The sequence below is a fragment of the Kitasatospora sp. NPDC092948 genome (assembly GCF_044754805.1).
GTDB lineage: Bacteria > Actinomycetota > Actinomycetes > Streptomycetales > Streptomycetaceae > Kitasatospora.
In genome coordinates, this window is record NZ_JBIVPU010000002.1 from 899,278 (window position 1) to 918,797 (window position 19,520).

Annotated in this window: 21 protein-coding genes and 1 tRNA gene; 6 read left to right on the forward strand and 16 right to left on the reverse strand. The window is 71.3% G+C overall.

The window, feature by feature from the left end:
• The first annotated feature begins 15 nt into the window (after nt 1-15).
• The 4 genes from gyrA to ACIQF6_RS08960 all read left to right on the forward strand — a co-directional run bounded on the left by gyrA (nt 16) and on the right by ACIQF6_RS08960 (nt 5,158).
• Complete coding sequence (gene gyrA / locus ACIQF6_RS08945; RefSeq protein ID WP_400891869.1) at nt 16-2,616, forward strand: DNA gyrase subunit A; 2,601 nt, start codon at nt 16-18, stop codon at nt 2,614-2,616.
• A 146-nt stretch (nt 2,617-2,762) separates the two neighbouring features.
• Complete coding sequence (locus tag ACIQF6_RS08950; protein ID WP_400891871.1) at nt 2,763-3,473, forward strand: DUF3566 domain-containing protein; 711 nt, start codon at nt 2,763-2,765, stop codon at nt 3,471-3,473.
• Between the two features lie 221 nt (nt 3,474-3,694).
• The gene (locus ACIQF6_RS08955; protein WP_400891874.1) at nt 3,695-5,068 is read left to right on the forward strand and encodes a class I SAM-dependent methyltransferase; all 1,374 of its coding nucleotides are present in this window, start codon (nt 3,695-3,697) and stop codon (nt 5,066-5,068) included.
• A gap of 16 nt (nt 5,069-5,084) precedes the next feature.
• Nucleotides 5,085-5,158, forward strand: a tRNA-Ile gene (locus tag ACIQF6_RS08960).
• Nucleotides 5,159-5,222: 64 nt separating this feature from the next.
• On the opposite strand, the gene ACIQF6_RS08965 is transcribed toward ACIQF6_RS08960, so the two are convergent.
• From ACIQF6_RS08965 to ACIQF6_RS09040, 16 genes are all read right to left on the reverse strand, one after another.
• The gene (locus ACIQF6_RS08965) at nt 5,223-6,503 is read right to left on the reverse strand and encodes a tyrosine-type recombinase/integrase (protein ID WP_400891877.1); all 1,281 of its coding nucleotides are present in this window, start codon (nt 6,501-6,503) and stop codon (nt 5,223-5,225) included.
• The gene (locus ACIQF6_RS08970) at nt 6,503-6,691 is read right to left on the reverse strand and encodes a helix-turn-helix domain-containing protein (protein ID WP_400891879.1); all 189 of its coding nucleotides are present in this window, start codon (nt 6,689-6,691) and stop codon (nt 6,503-6,505) included. Before ACIQF6_RS08970 ends, ACIQF6_RS08965 begins: the two co-directional genes overlap by 1 nt.
• A gap of 521 nt (nt 6,692-7,212) precedes the next feature.
• Nucleotides 7,213-8,700, reverse strand: a complete 1,488-nt coding sequence (locus ACIQF6_RS08975) for an ATP-binding protein (protein WP_400892212.1) — start codon at nt 8,698-8,700, stop codon at nt 7,213-7,215.
• A 2-nt stretch (nt 8,701-8,702) separates the two neighbouring features.
• Nucleotides 8,703-9,557: a bifunctional DNA primase/polymerase gene (locus tag ACIQF6_RS08980; protein WP_400891882.1), complete on the reverse strand. Its 855-nt coding sequence runs from the start codon at nt 9,555-9,557 to the stop codon at nt 8,703-8,705.
• 18 nt (nt 9,558-9,575) lie between these two features.
• Nucleotides 9,576-9,779 carry a hypothetical protein gene (locus ACIQF6_RS08985; RefSeq protein ID WP_400891884.1) on the reverse strand — a complete coding sequence of 68 codons (204 nt, stop codon included), beginning with the start codon at nt 9,777-9,779 and terminating at the stop codon, nt 9,576-9,578.
• Nucleotides 9,780-9,789: 10 nt separating this feature from the next.
• Nucleotides 9,790-10,515: a DNA methylase gene (locus tag ACIQF6_RS08990; RefSeq protein WP_400891887.1), complete on the reverse strand. Its 726-nt coding sequence runs from the start codon at nt 10,513-10,515 to the stop codon at nt 9,790-9,792.
• 21 nt (nt 10,516-10,536) lie between these two features.
• Entirely contained in the window at nt 10,537-10,821 is a 285-nt protein-coding gene (locus tag ACIQF6_RS08995) for a hypothetical protein (RefSeq protein ID WP_400891890.1), read from the reverse strand.
• Entirely contained in the window at nt 10,818-11,030 is a 213-nt protein-coding gene (locus ACIQF6_RS09000; RefSeq protein ID WP_400891892.1) for a hypothetical protein, read from the reverse strand. The genes ACIQF6_RS08995 and ACIQF6_RS09000 overlap by 4 nt, the downstream gene beginning before the upstream one ends.
• Nucleotides 11,027-11,221, reverse strand: coding sequence for a hypothetical protein (locus ACIQF6_RS09005; protein WP_400891895.1), 195 nt, complete (start codon nt 11,219-11,221; stop codon nt 11,027-11,029). Before ACIQF6_RS09005 ends, ACIQF6_RS09000 begins: the two co-directional genes overlap by 4 nt.
• Before the next feature lie 56 nt (nt 11,222-11,277).
• Entirely contained in the window at nt 11,278-11,532 is a 255-nt protein-coding gene (locus tag ACIQF6_RS09010; RefSeq protein ID WP_400891897.1) for a hypothetical protein, read from the reverse strand.
• Nucleotides 11,533-11,672: 140 nt separating this feature from the next.
• Entirely contained in the window at nt 11,673-13,826 is a 2,154-nt protein-coding gene (locus tag ACIQF6_RS09015) for a cell division protein FtsK (RefSeq protein ID WP_400892215.1), read from the reverse strand.
• 157 nt (nt 13,827-13,983) lie between these two features.
• A complete protein-coding gene (locus ACIQF6_RS09020) occupies nt 13,984-14,631 on the reverse strand; it encodes an NUDIX domain-containing protein (RefSeq protein ID WP_400891899.1) in 648 nt (215 codons plus the stop codon).
• A 29-nt stretch (nt 14,632-14,660) separates the two neighbouring features.
• Nucleotides 14,661-15,218 carry a hypothetical protein gene (locus ACIQF6_RS09025; protein WP_400891902.1) on the reverse strand — a complete coding sequence of 186 codons (558 nt, stop codon included), beginning with the start codon at nt 15,216-15,218 and terminating at the stop codon, nt 14,661-14,663.
• A gap of 51 nt (nt 15,219-15,269) precedes the next feature.
• Nucleotides 15,270-15,767, reverse strand: a complete 498-nt coding sequence (locus ACIQF6_RS09030; protein ID WP_400891904.1) for a transcriptional regulator — start codon at nt 15,765-15,767, stop codon at nt 15,270-15,272.
• Nucleotides 15,768-15,826: 59 nt separating this feature from the next.
• Complete coding sequence (locus ACIQF6_RS09035; protein ID WP_400891906.1) at nt 15,827-16,822, reverse strand: DUF2637 domain-containing protein; 996 nt, start codon at nt 16,820-16,822, stop codon at nt 15,827-15,829.
• A gap of 100 nt (nt 16,823-16,922) precedes the next feature.
• Nucleotides 16,923-17,222, reverse strand: a complete 300-nt coding sequence (locus ACIQF6_RS09040; protein WP_400891908.1) for a hypothetical protein — start codon at nt 17,220-17,222, stop codon at nt 16,923-16,925.
• Nucleotides 17,223-17,641: 419 nt separating this feature from the next.
• Between ACIQF6_RS09040 and ACIQF6_RS09045 the strand changes: the two genes are divergently transcribed.
• Together ACIQF6_RS09045 and ACIQF6_RS09050 are read left to right on the forward strand one after the other, a co-directional pair.
• Complete coding sequence (locus ACIQF6_RS09045) at nt 17,642-18,487, forward strand: sigma-70 family RNA polymerase sigma factor (protein WP_400891911.1); 846 nt, start codon at nt 17,642-17,644, stop codon at nt 18,485-18,487.
• A gap of 1 nt (nt 18,488) precedes the next feature.
• A complete protein-coding gene (locus tag ACIQF6_RS09050; protein ID WP_400891913.1) occupies nt 18,489-19,298 on the forward strand; it encodes a hypothetical protein in 810 nt (269 codons plus the stop codon).
• The last annotated feature ends 222 nt before the right edge of the window (nt 19,299-19,520 follow it).

Consider the following 19,520-nt stretch of genomic DNA (forward strand, 5'->3'; position numbering starts at 1 on the left):
GGAAACTGACCCCAAGTGGTCGACGACAACCGTCCGGACGGCGGCGAACAGCCCGAGGACAGCACCACCCCTGCCCAGAGCGGTCACCGGGTCGAGCTCATCGAGCTCGAGACCGAGATGCAGCGCTCCTACCTCGACTACGCGATGAGCGTCATCGTGTCGCGTGCCCTGCCCGAGGTCCGCGACGGCCTCAAGCCGGTGCACCGGCGCGTGCTCTACGCGATGTACGACGGCGGCTACCGGCCCGAGAAGGGCTACTACAAGTGCGCCCGCGTGGTCGGCGACGTGATGGGTAACTACCACCCGCACGGCGACACCTCGATCTACGACACCCTGGTCCGCCTCGCCCAGCCCTGGTCGATGCGGATGCCGCTGGTCGACGGCAACGGCAACTTCGGCTCCCCGGGCAACGACCCGGCCGCGGCGATGCGCTACACCGAGTGCAAGATGATGCCGCTGGCGATGGAGATGATGCGCGACATCGACGAGGAGACCGTCGACTTCGCCGCCAACTACGACGGCCGGCAGCAGGAACCCACCGTCCTGCCCGCGCGCATCCCCAACCTGCTGATCAACGGCGCCACCGGCATCGCGGTCGGCATGGCCACCAACATCCCGCCGCACAACCTGCGCGAGGTCGCCTCCGGCGCGCTCTGGGCGCTGGAGCACCCCGAGGCGTCCAACGAGGAGCTGCTGGAAGCCCTGATCGAGCGGATCAAGGGCCCCGACTTCCCGACCGGCGCGCTGATCGTCGGCCGCCGCGGCATCGAGGACGCCTACCGCACCGGCCGCGGCTCGATCACCATGCGCGCGGTGGTCGAGGTCGAGGAGATCCAGGGCCGCCAGTGCCTGGTGATCACCGAGCTGCCCTACCAGGTCAACCCGGACAACCTCGCCCTGAAGATCGCCGACCTGGTCAAGGACGGCCGGATCGCCGGCATCGCCGACGTCCGCGACGAGTCCTCCTCGCGCACCGGCCAGCGCCTGGTCATCGTGCTCAAGCGGGACGCGGTCGCCAAGGTCGTGCTCAACAACCTGTACAAGCACACCGACCTGCAGACCAACTTCGGCGCCAACATGCTGGCCCTGGTCGACGGCGTGCCGCGTACCCTCTCGCTGGACGCCTTCATCCGGCACTGGGTCGCCCACCAGATCGAGGTCATCGTCCGCCGGACCACCTTCCGGCTGCGCAAGGCCGAGGAGCGCGCCCACATCCTGCGCGCGCTGCTCAAGGCCCTCGACCAGATCGACGCGGTGATCGCGCTGATCCGCGCCTCGGAGAGCGCCGACGCCGCCCGCACCGGCCTGATGCAGCTGCTGGAGATCGACGAACTCCAGGCCAACGCCATCCTCGAGATGCAGCTGCGCCGGCTGGCCGCCCTGGAGAGCGCCCGCATCCTCAGCGAGCACGACGAGCTCCAGGCCAAGATCAACGAGTACAACGCGATCCTCGCCTCGCCCGCCCGGCAGCGCGAGATCGTCTCCGAGGAGCTCACCGCGATCGTCGAGAAGTACGGCGACGAGCGGCGCTCCACCCTGATCCCCTCCGACGGCGACCTCTCCATCGAGGACCTCATCGCCGAAGAGGACATCGTGGTCACCATCACCCGCGGCGGCTACGTCAAGCGCACCCGCTCCGACCTCTACCGCTCGCAGAAGCGCGGCGGCAAGGGCGTGCGCGGCGCGCAGCTGAAGCAGGACGACATCGTCGACCACTTCTTCGTCACCACCACCCACAACTGGATCCTGTTCTTCACCAACAAGGGCCGGGTCTACCGCGCCAAGGGCTACGAGCTGCCCGACGCCGGGCGCGACGCCCGCGGCCAGCACGTCGCCAACCTGCTGGCGTTCCAGCCGGAGGAGCACATCACCCAGGTGATGGCGGTGCGCACCTACGAGGACAAGCCGTACCTGGTGCTCGCCACCCGCGGCGGCCTGGTCAAGAAGTCCCCGCTCAAGGACTACGACTCCCCGCGCTCCGGCGGCCTGATCGCGATCAACCTGCGCCAGGACGAGGAGGGCCGGGACGACGAGCTGATCGGCGCCGAGCTGGTCTCCGCCGAGGACGACCTGCTGCTGATCTCCAAGAAGGCCCAGTCGATCCGCTTCAAGGCCACCGACGAGGCGCTCCGCCCGATGAGCCGGGCCACCTCCGGCGTCAAGGGCATGTCGTTCCGCGAGGACGACGAACTGCTCTCGATGAACGTGGTCCGTCCGGGGACGTACGTCTTCACCGCCACCGACGGCGGTTACGCCAAGCGGACGTCGGTCGACGAGTACCGTGTCCAGGGTCGCGGCGGATTCGGCATCAAGGCTGCGAAGATCGTCGAAGGCCGGGGCTCGCTGGTCGGCGCCCTGGTGGTCGAGGAGACCGACGAGATCATGGCCATCACCCTCTCCGGAGGAGTGATCCGGACCAGGGTTTCCGAGGTTCGTGAAACCGGACGTGACACGATGGGCGTCCAACTGATCAACCTCGGAAAGCGCGACGCGGTGGTGGGCATGGCCCGCAACGCGGAGGCCGACGAGGAGGAGGGCGCGGACCTCGACGCCGAGGCGTCCGAGACCGCGACCGCCACCGAGCACGAGGCGGACGGCGCACCCGACCAGGGCTGACGCACGACCGCGACCGTGGTGCCCGTCCCGCTTCCGGCGGGGCGGGCACCACGGGTTGACCGCAGGCCAACCGGGCAGGCGGAGCACGAGCACAACACGGACCAGGGCGGTTCGATCGGCCTGGCGGACGGTTCGGGAGGACCACGGTGAGCGGAGCCACGGGTGCTGGAGGTGCCACGGGCGGCCTGTCGGGCGGACCGGGCGGGACACCGTACGGTGCACCGCAGCACCCCGAGAACCCCGCCACGTCCACCTCGGTGATGCCCCAGGCCGGGCAGCCCGGCTACGGCGGCCAGAACCCGCCGGCTCCCAGCGGCCCGCCCGGCTTCTCCCAGCCCACCACGTACGCGAAGGGCCAGCCCACCCCGGCGCGCGGCACCCGTACCGGTGGCCCGGGCCCGCAGGGCGGCGCTCCCGGCGGCCAGGGCGGCGGCGGCCAGGCCCGACGCCCCGGCGGCACCGGGCCGAGCGCCGGCGGCGCCGGGAAGGTCCGCAAGGCCCGGCTGCGGATCACCAAGGCCGACCCGTGGTCGGTCATGAAGGTCAGCTTCCTGCTGTCGCTGGCCGTCGGCGTGATCGTCATCGTGGCCTCCGCGGTGCTCTGGATGACCCTGGACGGCCTCGGCGTCTTCGACTCGCTGACCAGCACCCTCAAGGACGTCACCGGCACCGACAGCTCCGGCGCGTTCAACCTGATGGACTACATCGGGTTCGGCAAGGTCATGATGTTCACCACCCTGATCGCGGTGGTCGACGTGGTCCTGATGACCGCGCTGTCCACCCTCGCGGCGTTCATCTACAACACCGCGGCCGGCTTCACCGGCGGCATCGAACTCACCCTGGCCGAGGAAGACTGACCCCGCGTCAGTTCGGCGGAATTCCCCGGGCCCCGAAGGCTGTTGAAGCCTTCGGGGCCTTCGTCGTCCCCGGCGGCAATCGGGTGACCGGGCGGCGCGCCGGGATCGGCGGCACCGCCCCCGCGTGGACAAATGGAATACACGAACGAGCACGGGGCCGACCGGCCGCGACAGCGGTCACCGGGCGGCCCGGACGGGTACGGCCGGTCGAGAGGTCCGTGATGGCGGAGAACGCACAGCAACTGGTCCGAGCGCTCGAAGGCCTGATCGGCCGTCGGCTCCCGCTGCGAGTACGCACCTGGGACGGCTCCCAGGCCGGCCCGCCCGGCGCCCCCACCGTCGTGCTGCGCAACCGGCGGGCCCTGCGCCGCCTGCTCTGGTCCCCCGACGAACTCGGCCTGGCCCGCGCGTACGTCTCCGGCGACCTCGAACTCGACCCCGGCACCGACCTCTACGAGGTGCTGGGCGCCGTCTCCGCCTTCACCGACGACTCGGACATCCGCAGCCTGCAGTTCGGCCCCCGGCACATCCTCGGTGCCCCCGGCCGCCGGCTGCTCGGCACCGCGCTGCGCCTGGGCGCGCTCGGCCCGGCGCCCACTCCCCCGCCCGAGGAGGTCCGCCGCCGCCGCGGCAGCCTGCACAGCCGCCGCCGCGACCGGGCCGCGATCAGCCACCACTACGACGTCGGCAACGACTTCTACGGGCTCGTCCTCGGCCCCACCATGGTCTACTCGTGCGCCTACTGGACGCCCGAGGCGAAGAGCCTGGAGGACGCCCAGGAGGCCAAGCTCGACCTGATCTGCCGCAAGCTCGGCCTGCGCCCCGGCATGCGCCTGCTGGACGTCGGCTGCGGCTGGGGCTCGCTGGTCCTGCACGCGGCCCGCCACTACGGCGTTCAGGCGGTCGGCGTCTCCATCTCCACCGAACAGGTCGCGCTGGCCCGCAAACGGGTCGCCGAGGCCGGCCTGGCCGATCGGGTCGAGATCCGGCTCCAGGACTACCGGGAGATCCCCGACGGGCCGTTCGACGCCATCTCCAGCGTCGGCATGGCCGAACACGTCGGCTCGGCCCAGTACCTGGTCTACGCCCGCCACCTGTACGACCTGCTCGCCCCCGGCGGCCGCCTGCTCAACCACCAGATCGCCCGCCGCCCGCTGGACCCCGGCGCGACGTACCGGCTCTCCCCCTTCATCGACCGCTACGTCTTCCCCGACGGGGAGCTCTCCCCCGTCGGCACCACCGTCTCCCGACTGGAGGAGGCCGGCTTCGAGGTCCGCGACGTCGAGGCCCTCCGCGAGCACTACGGCCGCACCCTCCGCGAATGGGTCGCCAACTTGGAGGCCCACTGGTCCGAAGCCGTCCCACTGGCCGGCCGCGGCCGGGCCCGGGTCTGGCGCCTCTACATGGCCGCCTGCGCCCTCGCCTTCGAGCAGAACCGCATCGGCATCAACCAGGTCCTCGCCGTCCGCCCCACCCCCGCAGGCGCCTCCCGCCTCCCCGCCACCCGCGCCCAGTGGCTCGCCGAACCCCCTGAGCGGCACCGTTCGGAGGGGGCCGCGGATACGGATTTGGGAGATCGGCCGACGGTCCGCTAATCTTTGAGTGCGGCAAGGGCCTATAGCTCAGACGGTTAGAGCGCTTCCCTGATAAGGAAGAGGCCACAGGTTCAAGTCCTGTTAGGCCCACCTGCGGAAACGCCCCGGATGGATCTCCATCCGGGGCGTTTCGTTTGCCTGGTACGCCAGCGATTTACGCCAACGGGTCCGGAGGAATCTCCGGAAGCAGGCCCGGAACGAATGCCCGTTCCACGATCAGGCCGGTCGGCTGCCCGAAGCGCTGCTCCGGGAACTCGTGCGGGCGGAGTACGACTTCCGAACCCGGGGCCCGGTTCATCAGCTCCCGGAACCGCTCGCCAAGTGTCGAGGCGGCGGCTCGCTGGGTGGCGGTCGTCACATGGGTGTAGATCCCGAGCGTGGTGGTGATGCGGGCGTGTCGGAGGATCTTCTGCGCGTCGTTCGGGTGGACCCCCAGGACGGCCAGCAGGCTGCCGGTGGTGTGCCGGGTGTCCTTGACCGGGATGCGCCGGACACCGGAGCGCTTCACCCGGCGTTCGAAAGTGTCCGAGAAGCCGTCCGGGTCGATCGGCCCGCCGGTCTCGGTGGTGAGGATGAGGTCGTACTCGGTCCAGTCGAGGCCGGCGCGCTCCCGTTCCCGGCGCTGAAGCATCCGGCGCTCGCCCAGCACTTCCAGGCACAGCCGGGGGAGCGGCAGGGCACCGACGGACGAGGCGGTCTTCAGGTCCACCAGCACCAGCCCGATGCCCTTCACCCGCTGCACCTGCTTGCGCGGGTGGATCGTGCCGGTGGAGAAGTCGATGTCCACCCACCGCAGGCCCAGCAGCTCGCCCCGGCGGAAGCCCAGCACCAGCGCCAGCACGAACCCGGCGAACAGCCGGTGGGCCCGAACCGAGCGCATGAAGGTGATGGCCTCGGAGACCGTCCAGGGGATGACTTCCTTGCTGTCGGCTTTGGGCATGTCCACCAGTTCCGCGACGTTCCGCAGCAGCAACTCTTCGCGGATCGCCCGGTTGAGCGCGTTGCGGAGCACCTTCATGCACTCCTGCTGGGTGGAACCGCCCACTTCCTCGGCCCGGAGCTTGGCGAAGAAGGTCCGCACGTCCTGGATGCCGAGCTTCGTCAGGCGCTTCGTCCCGAGTTTGGGGATCAGGTAAAGGCGGACCATGGTCTCGTACTTGGCGAAGGTGTTGTTGCGCCGGTGGGGCCGCACGATCTCGGTCAGCCAGTACGTCAGGTACTCACCCACCTTCACCTCCTTCGTGGGGGTGGGGACGCCCTTGTCCTCCAGCTCCTTTGCGCGGGCCAACTTCTCCGCGGCCTCGTCGTAGGTCTTGCCGTACCGCGAGATGCGCTTCTTGAGCCCGTCGGTGGTGGTGACGTAGACGCGGGCCTCGTACAGGCCGTCCGGCCGGCGGGTGATGCTTCCGGCCCCGTTCGGGTTCTTCTTTGCCATCAGTTCGTGGTCCTGGTCTGGTTCGTGATGTAGGTGGCGAGATCGTCGGCTGCGATCCGTCGGCTGCGGCCGATGAGGAAGCTCGGCAGGGCGTTCGAGCGGATCAGGTCGTAGACCTTGGTACGGCTGAGCTGGAGTGCCGCCATGACGTCGGGCACGGTCAGGACGGCGGGCGTGGCGGTGGTCAAGGTGGTCGGTCCTCCCTGTACGGGGCTCAGGTGGGCCGGACCTCGTGACGTACCGCTGGAACCGACGCAACCTGTGCTGATCGGTTCTGAGCTGGTGGTGCGGCTGGAGGGCTCGCAGTGGATGTGTCCTAGGTGGGGATTTCTGCGTCACCGCGTCATCTGCGTCATTCGTGCTTCTGACCTGGGGTTTTGGGTGACGCAGGGGTCCCGGTGTGCGTCATCGCTGCGTCACGGCTGCGTCATCGGGTGACGTACCGGGTGACGCAGGTGACGCAGGATGACGCAGCGTCCGTCGTCTGCGTCACCGCTTTCCGTGCAGGTCAGGGGCCGTTTTTCGGGCCGAGTGACGCAGGTGACGCAGCGTTCCTCTACTTAGGAAAAAGGAGGGGCTGTCTGTTGGTGGTTGTGTGCGCCTCAGGGCGAAAGGAGGAGCCGCTTCGCGGCGCGTTCTGGGGCGGCGCGGCCGCCAACAGCAAGAGGAGCACGCGGGGGGCGAGTGAAGGCTGTGCTCTTCTTGCTGTTCAGACGCGGGGGTCGGGCAGCTCGGATTGCTCGTGCTGGGGAGTGGGGGCGGGGCGGGCCATTTCGAGGTAGCGGCCTTCCTTGGTGCGGCCGCTGTCGATGAGGACCTGGCGGGCGGCGAGGGTGGGTTGGAGGCGCTTGAGCCGGTCGGACAGCACCTTCCCCGTGGTGGGCCAGCCCTTGGGCAGGGGGCGGGTCTCCTCGCCGGCGTAGAGGCGGCTGAGGCACTGCAGCCACTCGGTGGATGTCATCCGCTGCGCGCCGCCGGCGGCGATGGTCTCGGCGTGCTTCAGGACGGTCTGCGCGAGGAGGTCGCCCTCGATCACGTCGTCGTTCAGGTCGTCGAGGCTGGCCCGGTAGGCGGCGAGCGCTCCGAGGCCGGTGGCGGCGTCGAGCTGCGCGCACAGGTGCGCGAAGTCCGCCATCCGCAGATCCGTCGGCGTCTCCGCCTCCGCCGCCCGCACTTGGACGGTGAGGTCGAGCAGGGAGCCGAGAACGACGGGCAGCGCCTGCTCGTACTCCGCCCACAGCTCGGCCTCGGTGCGCCGCACCTTGGGCCGCTCCAGCCGCAGCGGCAGGAGGCGCTCCGCCAGGTCGGGCCGGATGACGCCGACGTCGATGCCGGTCAGCAGCAGCGGCCGGCGGTAGGAGGCGCGGTGGACGTCGCCGTCCGTGAACAGGGCCCGCTTCACGGACTCGGCTCCGGTGACGATGCAGCACATGGCGTCGGACAGGTCCGGGGTCATGTGGCTCAGGTTGTCGAGGGCGGTGACCCATCCGGCCGCGACGGCGGCGATCAGGTTCTCCTCGTCCTTCGGCGCCCGGCGCAGGTCGCCGCTCATGCCCTCGACGATCCGCACCAGCATCCGGCCGCCGGTGGACTTGCCCGCGCCCTGCGGCCCGGTGAGGAACGGCGCGGGCACGGGGACGGACGGGCCGAGGCAGCCGATCAGCCACGCGACGGCCAGGCACTCGGAACTGGCATTGGCGAAGTTCGTCAGCCGCAGCAGCAGGTCGATGCCCTTGCCGTCGGTGTCCTTGGTAGGCACGGGAAGTTCGCCGGTGAGCTGGGTGCGCCGCCAACACACCTCGCGCGGGTCGGGGGTGAGGACGTCCCAGCCGGTGGGGTGGATGCGCACCGACAGGCCGTCGGCGCGACCCAGGTCGAGCCACGTCGCACCGTCGAAGCCGGGGGCGACGCGGATGTGAACCTGCTGCACGGCTTCGGCCAGGGCCAGTGCCTCGATCAGGTCGAGCGCTTCCTTGAGGGCGGTGCCGTTGAACACGCCGACGCCGTCCCGGTACAGGCCCACCATCAGCTCTTGGCGGTGGCTGCCGGTGGTGCCCTGGGAGCGGATCGGGCGGGCGACGGGGTGGCCGATTCGCTGGGCGTAGACGGTGCCGTCGGCGGTGCGGAAGTACCGGAAGTGGGCGGCGGCGTAGTCGGCGATGATCTCGCGTGCCGGGGTCTTCTCGTCCTCGGACACGGTCACAACCCCAACGTGGTCAGGGCGTTGGCCCACGCGTCCTCGCAGTGCCGGGCGGTCTCGCCCTTTGCGCCGGCGGCGGCGAACAGCCGCTGCGTGTGCGCCTCGGTCAGGCAGCCGCACCGGCCATGGGTGGACAGCACCGCCAGGAACACCCCGTACACGGTGGCGTGGACGGCGCTCGAAGCCGCGGTGATGGTCTGCTCGGCCATGGCGATGCCACGCTCCAGGAACACGGGGCTGCGGTGGGGGCACCGGCCGCCCCCGGCCGGCACCGGCACGGAGACACGCACCGGCCGGACCGGGGCGGGCTCCCGCACCACCAGGTCGCGGACCGAGTCCGGCAGGGCGGCGAGGGTGCCGGTGCCGGGGCCGAGCCAACGGGCGTAGGACATACGCGACTTGACGTCCACGCCGGGCCGCACGGCGTTGGCGGAGGGCATAACGCCCCGGTAGAGCCAGTGCTCGCCCCGGGTGGTTCGCACGGTCCGGGTGGCGGGCAGGTTGGCCTCTGCCCACGCGATGGCGTCGGCGTTGTCGAGGTCCACAACGGTCAAGCCCGCGCCGCCGGGGTGGTAGGCCACGGCGGCGGCCAGCCGCCACTCGTACCCCCACTCCGGGGAGTTGATGACGTGCCGGTCGGTGGTGGCGGCGGCCCAGCCATGGCACGGCCGGGGGCACAGGCAGGGGCCGGGGGTCTTCATGTTCGGCCGCCCCCCGCACGCGTTCTTCTCGCAAGCCAGGCAGTTGCCGAACGGCACCTTCCCGGCCCGCAGCGGCAGCACGGGCACGCCGGACGTGGCCAGGGAGAGGGCGGCGGCGAGGTGTTCTCCCCGAACCGGGGCGGGATGGGTCATGCTGGTGTCTCCAGTTCTCTAGATCGGTGCTGGATTGGCGGCGGCCCCGTTTCTTGGCAGAGGGGGGCCGCCGTCGTTGTTGTTCATCGCGGCTTCGGCGCAGACCTTGTGCGCGGGTCTGCGCTGCTCGTCGCGCAGTGGGGTGGGGTGGCCGCACCAGCGGCAGGAGAGAGTGCGGGTGCGGTCGTAGTGCCGGGCGTCGCGCCAGTCGAGGGCGGCCACGGCCGGAGCCTCAGGCGGCGAGCGGAACAGGCGTACCGACAAGCCGGGCGAGGGCGTGGCGGCCGATCAGTTCGGTGTAGGCCGGGGGGATGGCCTCGGTGAGTTCTTCGCGGACGTCGGTCCAGTCGATGCCCATGGCCTGCTGCATCTCGGCGACGGTGGCTTTGCCGCCGCCGGAGCCGTACGCGGCGACGTAGGGGCCGTCGAAGTACTGGCCGTGTCGCCAGCCCCGGACGCGGCCCCGGTGACGGGGGTGGGTGGGGTTGGGCATGGTCCAGCCGCCGAGTTCGAAGTTGCGGTGCCGCAGGACGCCCAGGCCGAACTGCTCGCCGCAGAGGCTGATGTCCTTGCGCACCGGGGCGCGGCCGTTGGGCTGCTCGATGACGTACGGCCGCCCGGTGGAATCGGCGGCGGCGCGGGTGGCGGCGACCAGGTCGACGTGGGCGGTGCCCCAGCCCATGGCGGTGTTGGTGCCGACGGTGAGCGCGCATCCGGCCTGGCACGGCGGCGAGGTGTGGATCAGGTCGTACTCGGCCCCGTGGGCGCGGATGTACTCGACCGCGTCGCCCCGGACGAACCGGTACGGGTAGTTCGGGCGGGGGCGGATGTCGATGCCGGTGACGTCGAACCCGGCGCGGTGGTAGCCCGTTCCGGCACCCCCCGCGCAGCAGAACGCGTCCAGCAGCCGGGGTCGGCGGCCGGCCACGGTGACGGGAATGGCGGAAATGACGCTCATTCGGTGTCTCCCGATCCGGTCTCAGGCCGCGCGGCGGGCGGCGAGGTCGACGACCGGCGCGAGGCGCTCGACCGGGACGAGCGGGACGACGGGGGCGAGGTGCGGGAGGGGCTCGCCGCCGTCGGGCGGGGCGGGGGTCTCGTCGTCCTGCTCGGCCTGGGCGCGCTCGTGGGCGGAGTGGGCGAGGACGGCGTTGACGCGGGCGGAGTGGGCGCGGGAGGCGCGCTGGGAGGCGAGGTGGGGGATGAGGGCGAGCGTGCCGGGGCCGAAGAGGACGGCGGCGGTGACCAGGTCGCTGGTGTTCACGGGGTTCCTCCGGTGCGGGCGGCGTGGGCGAGCAGGTCGAGGACGCTGGTGCCGAGCTGGGCGGTGCGGTGCTGGATGGCCTCCCACGAGGCGGGGTCGATGTTCATGAGCGCGGCGAGGGAGGTGATCGGGTCGTGGTCGGCGGCGGCGGTGAGGGCGTCGCGCAGGTGGGCGGCGGCCAGCGGCCGGATCGCGGCGGTGGCGGTCATGCGCGAACCTTGCCGATCGCCTCGGTCAGGGCGTGGATGAGGTTGTCGACGGGGCCGGCCGCGCCGGTGGAGGCGAGGAGGAAGCCGAACATCACCGCGACGAAGGCGGAACCGGCGCTGAGGGACTTGGCCTTCAGCAGGAAGGCGAGGGCGATGCCGAACAGCACGACGAGCGAGACAGTCAGGGCCATGACACGGCCTTTCGTTCGACGGCCCGAGGGCCGGAGCGGGGCGTGCGGGGAGGGGGTCAGCGGGTGCCGGAGCGCCAGGTGGCGTGGGCGAGGTTGTAGAGGTGGCGGCCGATGCGGATCCGCTTGCCGGCACCGTGGCAGCGGCGGCAGATCCTGCCGCGCTTCGGGTTGCCGTGGCGGTCGTTCTTGAGCGCGAAGCCGAGTCCGCGGCAGCGGCGGCAGTTCCCGAACGGGCTCGCCGCACACAACGCGCTGTAACCGAGGGTGACGAGCAGGGTGGCGGCTATCGCGGGCAGCAGGAGGGGGGTCACAGTGGCCTCCAGGGCGGTTTTCGTGGTTTTCGCAGGTGGCGCGCTAGGGGCTAGGTCGCTGATCAGGTGTGGTGTGGGCCGCTAGCGGGGGTGCTAGGTCTAGCGGGGGTGTCCGCTAGGCCTAGCACCCGGTTCGACGGTCAGGCGGCGCTCTTCTTGTCACGCTCAGCGATGATTCGGGTGGCGTCGTCGCGGGTGATGCCGCGCCGGTTCGCGCCCTTGCCGTCCTCGGTGGTGCCCCAGACCTGGCCCGTGGTGACGCCGTACGGCTTGAGCGCGGCCACCAGTTGGTCGGCCTTGGCACGGCCCTCCAGTTCGGCCCAGGGGCCGTAGACGTCGGGGCGGAGTTCGGCGAGGCGGGCCACGATCGTCTCCGACCACAGCTTCGGCTCGTCGGGGCCCATGACGGCGAGGACGTCGGCGAGCAGGTCGTGGGAGAGCGCCGTGGCGGGGGCGGCGTCGGCGGTGCCGGCCGCGTAGCCGGTCAGCAGCCCGGCCTGCTCGCGGGCCCGCCGGCCGCGCGCGGCGATCGCCTCGGCCATCGGCGCGTCGGCGAACACAGAGCGGACGATCTGCGCGTCCGAGCCCTCGCCGCCGACGAAGTAGGCGATGCCCCGGTCCTCCCGGGAGAAGGTCGTGGCCCGGATCCCGCGCTTGTAGCTGGACGTGCCGAGGACCATGTCGTTCTCGACCTGGCCCATGACCTTCAGGCACAGCCGCAGGATCGCGTTCGCGGAGATGCCGGTGGGCAGGGACTTGGCGTCGGGCCGTTGGGTGGCCAGCAGCAGCACGATTCCGGTGGCCGGGCCACGCTTGACCAGGTCGGTGCAGATCTCCTCGAACTCGGCACCGTGCTTGGGGTGTTCGAACCACACCTGGCACTCGTCCACGCCGATCACGATCGGGTGCAGCCGCAGCGACTTGTTGTCCGCGAGCTGGGAGGTCACCTTGGACTCCGGGCACACGTCGCGAGGCAGGGAGCGGATCACCTTGGTACGGCGGCGCAGTTCCTCGCGGACCTCGCGCATGTCGGCGATGGCGTACTCGATGTCCTCGTCGTCGTCGCCGGCGCGGTGTCGGTGGCTGACCTGGCCGCCGACGGGGTCGAGGTCGCCGGTGCCCTTCAGGTCGTAGGTGTGCAGCTCGGCACGGGGGTCGAGCGCGGCGATCAACAGCAGCAGGCGCAGCAGGAAGGTCTTGCCCATGCGGGGGACCGCGCCGATGATCCCGGCGATGAACATCAGCGTGGCCGTCACCCAGCTGCCGCGCTGGTCGGTGGCGAAGGCCACGGGGTTGAACAGGTCGACGGTGCCGGCCTTGGCGAGCGGCCAGGCGGGCTGCTTGGCCTTGGCCATGTCCTGGTCGCCGACCCACAGCACCATGCGGCCGGGGTGCTCGCCCTTGGCCTGCTCGGGCCAGACGGTGCCGATCGGGCGCCGCAGGCCGGAGGCGAGGCGGCCCCGGCGCTCCATGACGTCGGTGACCTCCACGCCGGCGGGCAGTTCGACGTCGGCGCGCCAGCCGGGGCCGTCGCGGGTGATCGGGGCGGGGAAGGTGATCCCGCTGTTCTTCGACCTGGCGGAGGTGATCGCGGCGATGCCGAGGGACTCCAGCGCGGCCACGACCATGTCGGAGGTGAGCTTGGGGGCCTTGGCCTTGACGACGGCGCGGGTGATGAGCGGCTCGTCCGCCGGCGCGCCCGCCGCACCGAGCGCCAGGACCACGGCCGCGGCGAGGGCCAGCAGAGTGGCGGTGGAGGTCATGACGAGCAGCACGATGACGGCGGCCAGGCCGAACACCGAGGCCAGCAGGCTGATGACGCCGCGCAGCCGCACCCGGTTGTCGCGCTGGCGGCACAGCTTCAGGTACAGCTCGGCGTCCTCCCTGCGGGCGGCGGCCGACCGCAGGGGCTGCCCCTCCGCGTCGGACGTCCACCGGCCCAGGAACGACAGCGTGCGCGCCGCGCCGCGCGGTGAGCGGGCGGCGAGCTTGGCGGCGTAGAGGGGAGAGCGGAGAGCGTGGTAGGCCAGGGAGTGGCCGACGTGCCCGGCGGCCCACCTGGTCTGCGCGGCCAGCTCGGACTTGGACAGCAGCCAGGCGGGGAGGATCGGGCGGCGCGCGCCCTCCGGCACCGGCAGCGGCACCGCCGTGGGCTGGTCGACGTAGACGGACTGCCCGTCCACGTCGTCCGGGTCGGCGTCGTCGGCGGGGGTGGTGGCGGGGCGGCGCTCGGTGCGGGCCTTGTCGAGGTCGACGACCTCGCCCCGGGCCTCGGCCTCGGCGTCGGCGGCCATCTCCGCCGCCAGCAGCAGGAACAGCTCTTCCTCGCCGGGGTCGGGCTGGTGGTTCTGGTTCACTGGTCTTCCCTTCTCACTGCGCGATGTGGTGCGGAAAGGGGGACCCGGGGCGGCCGGTCAGCTTGCCGGCAGGAACGGCCGCCCCGGGGAGAAGTCAGGCCCGGCGGTCGCCGGTGAGCAGCAGCGCGTCCATGAGGATCTGCGCGTGGTCGAACGCCAGGCCCTCCGAGTCCGCGAGCAGGTCGGCGACCGGCACCCAGCGGGCGCGGACGGCGTCGTCCCCGGCGACGGCCTGGGTGCCGGCCGGGACGGTGACGACGTAGGCGGTGGTGGAGTACGCCCCGCGCGGGTCGCGGCCCGGCGCGTCGAACACGCCGACCTCGCGCAGCCAGGACGCCGGGACCTTGACGCCGGTCTCCTCGGCCAGCTCCCGGACGGCGGCGGCGAGCGGGCTCTCCCCGTCGTCCACGTGCCCGCCCGGCAGCGCGTCCAGGCCCTTGTGCGGGTCCCAGCCGCGCTCGATCAGCAGCACCGAACGGATCGCGCCCTCGCGGACGCACACCACGTCGGCGGTGTAGCGCGGCGTCTGACGGGCGGTGGTCTCCGTGGTGTTCACGGTGTTCTCCTTCGAGGTCGGGCGGTGGCGGCGGGCCTGTCGGGCGGCGTGGTGGGCGTTGAAGTCGGCGTGCAGCGGGTCGCCGACCTCGCACGGCCGGTCGTTCCGGCACGCGTCGCAGCCGGCGGTGTGGTCGGTGGCGGCGCTGAAGGCGTTCATGTAGGCGATGAACTGGGTGTCGGACACGGTGATCTCCGGTGGGGTCGGGCGGGTGGTCAGATGCGGGCGAGGCTGCGGATGGCGGACTCGCCGAGGCTGTTGCGCAGGTCGAGTTCGTAGGCGACGGCCTCGACCTGCGACCAGTACCGGTCCAGGAACCGGTCGGCGATCTTCTGGGCGTCGCGCAGGACCGCCGAGGGGTTCGCACCTTCGGCCCGCACGGTGCGCTTGATGAAGTCCATGTCGGCGGCGGCCTGGTCGGTGGCGTAGTCCATGACGTGGCGGCTCGCGCCGATGCCGCGCAGCCAGCGCGTGCAGGCCTGCACGCCGGCCGTGGTCATCGCGACGTGCTCGGTGAGGGGCACGGCGTTCGCGCCGGCGAACTGGGTCTGGCCGTGGTTGAGGCCGTTGCCGGTGAGCTGCATGCCGGTGATGCGGTGGCCGGTGGCGAGGCCGACGACGGCGTGCCCGGCCTCGTGGATGGTGACGCTGCGGCCGAGTCCGGCCGGGCCGATCTCGTCCAGGATCTTGCGCATGCGGTTGTTGCTCGGGGTCAGCGTGACGCCTTCCCAGGCGGCGGTGTTGAGACGGAGACCGGAGTGCAGGCGGGCCATGGGGAAACTCCCTGAAGTGTGTGGGCGGGCGGGCGGTGACGGTGGGGTCGGTCAGGCGGAGGCGATGACGGCGGCGACGGTCTCCCAGGCGTGGTGCCAGGCCTGGTCGAGGGCGTACGCGCCGGTCCCGAGGACGGGTGCGTACGTGCCGTCGGCGGTGGTCGGGTGCGCGGGGTGGGCGGGGGTGCCGAGGGCGTAGAAGTTGCTCTTGCCGGTGGCGTCGGCGATGCGGCGCAGGGGCTCGCGCCGGTCGGCGACGTAGTGGGTGACGGCGGACACGGCCAGCGCGGCGGCCACCGGGACGGGCCGCAGGCGCATGCCGACCATCCGGGCGCCGACCAGCAGCGCGAGGCCCTGGGTGCCGACGTAGGCGGCGACGTGGGCGGCGCACGCCTTGCGGCCGGCGACGCTGGACTGACCCTCGTTGTGGTCGTGCTGGCCCTTGGTGCAGGCCTGGTGGTCGGACTGGACCCAGTGGTCCGCCACATCGGCGGCGGCGCGCATCAGGGCGTAGGCGGCACCGAAACGGGCGACACGGGAGGAGGACATGCGGAACTCCAAAAGGTCTGTGGTGCAAGGAAGTTGGGTGGAATTGCGGTTGGCCGCACTCAGGCGGCGGACACGGCCAGCGGGTCGGTGTCGAGGATCAGGCTCCGGAGGGGCTCGATCTCCTTGTAGCGGGCGGCGACCCAGCCGGTGGACCAGCCGGTCAGCTCGACGGCCCGGCGCTGCGTGGTGCCGCAACTGGCGGCGGCCCGAACGATCTCCAAGGCCAACTCCTCCGGCACCTTCTCGGTGACGGCGGGGCCGGACAGCAGCTTGTCCCGCCGAGCCTTGACGGCGGCAAGCCGCCGCTGCTCACGCTCGCCCTCGATGCGCTCACGCTCGCTCGCGAGGCGCTCACGAAGCTCCTCGGCGGCCCGATCGGTCTCGTCCTTCCGGGCCCGCTCGACACGGTCGGCGGCCTCCCGGCGCTCCTGCGCGGCAAGGTTCTCGCGCAGCATCGCCAGGTCGTGCTCACGCTTCTCGCGATCGCGCTCACGTTCACGCTCGTCGGCCTCACGGGCCAGACGCTCGGCGGTTTCGGCCGTCTCCTTCTGCTCGGCCCGGGCCCGCTCCTGCGCCTGCTCGGCGAGCCGCCGGCGCTCGTCCCGCTCGTCCCGCTCACGGGCCTCGCGGGCGGCCACCGCGCGGGCGATCGCCCGCCGGTAGGCGAGCGAGGTCTCCGCCGTGACGATCAGCAGCAGCGGCGCGACCGCGTGGACCGCGACCCCCACCCGATCCCCCGTCAGAGCGGATTCGCCCACGTTGAGCAGCACCGTTGCGACGCCGGTCATCCAGCGCAGCACCACCGGCCACCGGCCGCCGTCGCCGCCGAGACGGGCCAGGATGCCGTCCATCCGGACCACGATCACCACCGCCGCGTCCACGACCAGCGGCAGGATCGGGGCCGTCAGTTTCCAGCCCTCCGGGGTGTGCGCGACCATCAGCGGCGTCACCGTGAGCATGCTGTACAGCACCGCCCCGAACGTGATCGCCCACGTCCCGAAACTCAAGACCCGCTCGGCCGAGCGGATCTGCTGCGGCGTCACCAGAGCGCTCACCGTGCACCCCGCTTCCCGCCCGACGAGCGGGCGATGAGCACGAACACGCGCTTCGTGAGCACGACCAGGCGGCGGTGAGCGCGACGCTTCAGCCTGCTCATCAGGCCGCCTCCCCCACGCCGAACGCGCGGTGGCCGGCGGCCCGGCGAGCGGCGACGACCCGGCGGTTGGCGAACAGCGGCACCGGTGCCGCGTCCATCAGCCGCCGCGCGAACGCCGCCAGCTTCAGGTCCTCCCGCTCCAGGTCCGCCAGCACCGCCAGCGCCACGTCCATCCGCGCCTCGTACTCCAACGGGCCCTCCCCCGGCACACCGGCGAACAGCTCGCAGTCCACGCCCAGCGCCAGCTCCGCGAACTCAGAGGAGTTCGCGGCGACCTTCCCTGCAACAATCGACCTCACGGGTCTCTACCTCTCTGTCAGGTGAACAGGCCCGAAGGGGTCGTCGCGCTCCGGCCAAGGAAGGCGCGACGGCCCCGACTCATGGGCCCAGCCACTCGTCACTCACGAGCAGCCATGACCCCCGACCCGCCACGAAGCGGCACGGATCGGGGACCAAAGACACTCGTTCGTTGATCAGCACACTTTTGAGTTCTCAAGGAACTGCGATCAGGCGCGGCTCGTAGGCGTGCGGCAATGCCGCCTTCCCCGACAACCGACCGTCGCGTTTACACAGGTCAGAGGCGCATGGAATCGTTTTCGCCTCCGCTTAGGGGGGCTTGCGCTTCCTTGCGATACCCAAGGTATGCAGGCTGCCACTGCCCGTCAAGTCCCCCTTGCGCTATTCTTGCTTTGCCCCCCTAAGCGATGAAGGGACCACGATGCACGAGGAGCTGGAGCGGGTGGCCGGCGTGGCCGTCCCGATCGAACGGGCCAAGGCGGCAATTGCCCTGATGGCGGACTACCAGAGCCGGGTGGTCGAGCTGTCCCGTGTCCGCCGCGAGGCGATCGAGGAAGCGTCGGCGGCGGGCATGTCGCAGACCGAGATTGCTGCACTGCTCGGCGTGAGCCGTGGGCGTGTCGGGCAGCTTGCGTCGGCTGGCCCGGCACCGGAGCGGGCCTTCTTCGGCCTGGGGCCGATGACCGTGGCGCTCGGCGGGAAGTATGAGGCGGGGAAGGCCCCGGACCAGAACCCCAGCGAGGTCGTGACCAGGGAAGACCTGAAGAACTACGAGCACCTGCGGAAGCTGTTCGCGAGCTTGAAGCTCGACTCCGACTACGAGGTGGTCCCGCCGTCCGGGATCGTGAACCTCAACCGGGAGCACCTGGTGGTGGTCTGCGGGCCACGACTGTCCCCGATCATCGCCCAGGTGCTCGAAGGTGACGACAACCTGCGCTTCCGCAAGGACCGGGCCTGGCACTTGGTGGATCTGAAGACGGAGACCGAGTACCGCTCCCCGCTCGACGAGGACGGGACGGCCGGCGACGTCGGCTATCTCGCTCGGCTGCCCCGCCTCGATGGCAAGGGAACCTTCCTCTACATCGCGGGCATCCACTCGATCGGCGCGAACGGCGTGGTGCACTACCTGGAGAACCACCTGGGCGAGCTGTACCGCGACGTCCGGACGAAGCGCTTCTCCACGCTTATCTCCTGCCGCTACGACCCGGAGACGCTGGACGTCTTGGAGAGCACCAGGGTCACCCCGATCTACCGACACGAGGGCTGACATGCGCGTTTCCATCGCTACGGCCCCCGGCAGCCCGAACCCCAACGAGGACTGGGTGGGCGCCACGACTTCGCTGGCCGTCGTCCTGGACGGGCTGAGCACCGCCGGGCTCGACACCGGCTGTCTGCACGGCGTCCCCTGGTACGTCGCCCAGCTCGGCGGCCACCTGGTCAGCGCGTTGGCCGACTCCGGCAGGCCGCTGGCCGATGGGCTGGCTCAGGCCCTCGACCAGGTGGCGGCGCTCCACCCCGGGTGCGACCTGGCCAACCCCGGTACACCCTCAGCCACGGTCTCGATCGTCCGGGCCGGTGCGGCGGCGCTCGATTACCTGGTGCTCGCCGACTCGCCGATCGTCTTCGAGCGCGGCAGCGAGTACACGGTGAAGACCGACCTGCGGGTGGACACCGTCGTCCCGGAGCTTCGGGCGGAGACACAGCGATTCGCCACCGGGACGCCGGAGCACGCGGAGAGCGTCCGCCGCATGGTCGCCGCCCAGCGGCTTACCCGGAACGCGCCCGGTGGCTACTGGGTGGCTGCCGGAAGTGGCGAAGCCGCCGAGCACGCGCTGACGGGGGCGGTGCTGCTGGCCGGCGTCCAGTCGGTGGCGGTCATGTCGGACGGGGCCGCCCGGCTGGTCACCGACTACCAGGTGGCCACGTGGGCGGACGTGTTCGGCATCCTCCGTGAGCGCGACGCCGACGGCCTGATCTCTGCCGTCCGGGACGTCGAAGCCACCGACCCGGAGGGCCGTCGCTGGCCCCGGTTCAAGTCCGGAGACGACGCCGCCGTGGCGTTCTGTCAGCTGCCGTGAACAAGGTTGGACCAGGATTGTTCAGTTGGCGGCTTTGCACCTGGGCGGGGGCCGGGTAGGTCGGACAGTTCATGCTGAGGTAGACGCGTTGTCGTACGCCAACGTGCTACGCCAACACCGGCGAACAACCACGGACGTTGCCGACCTCTGGCACACGATGCATTCAGGTGCACGGGAGCATCACGAGTGTCGCCGCGAGCAAGTGATCACCTGATAAGGAAG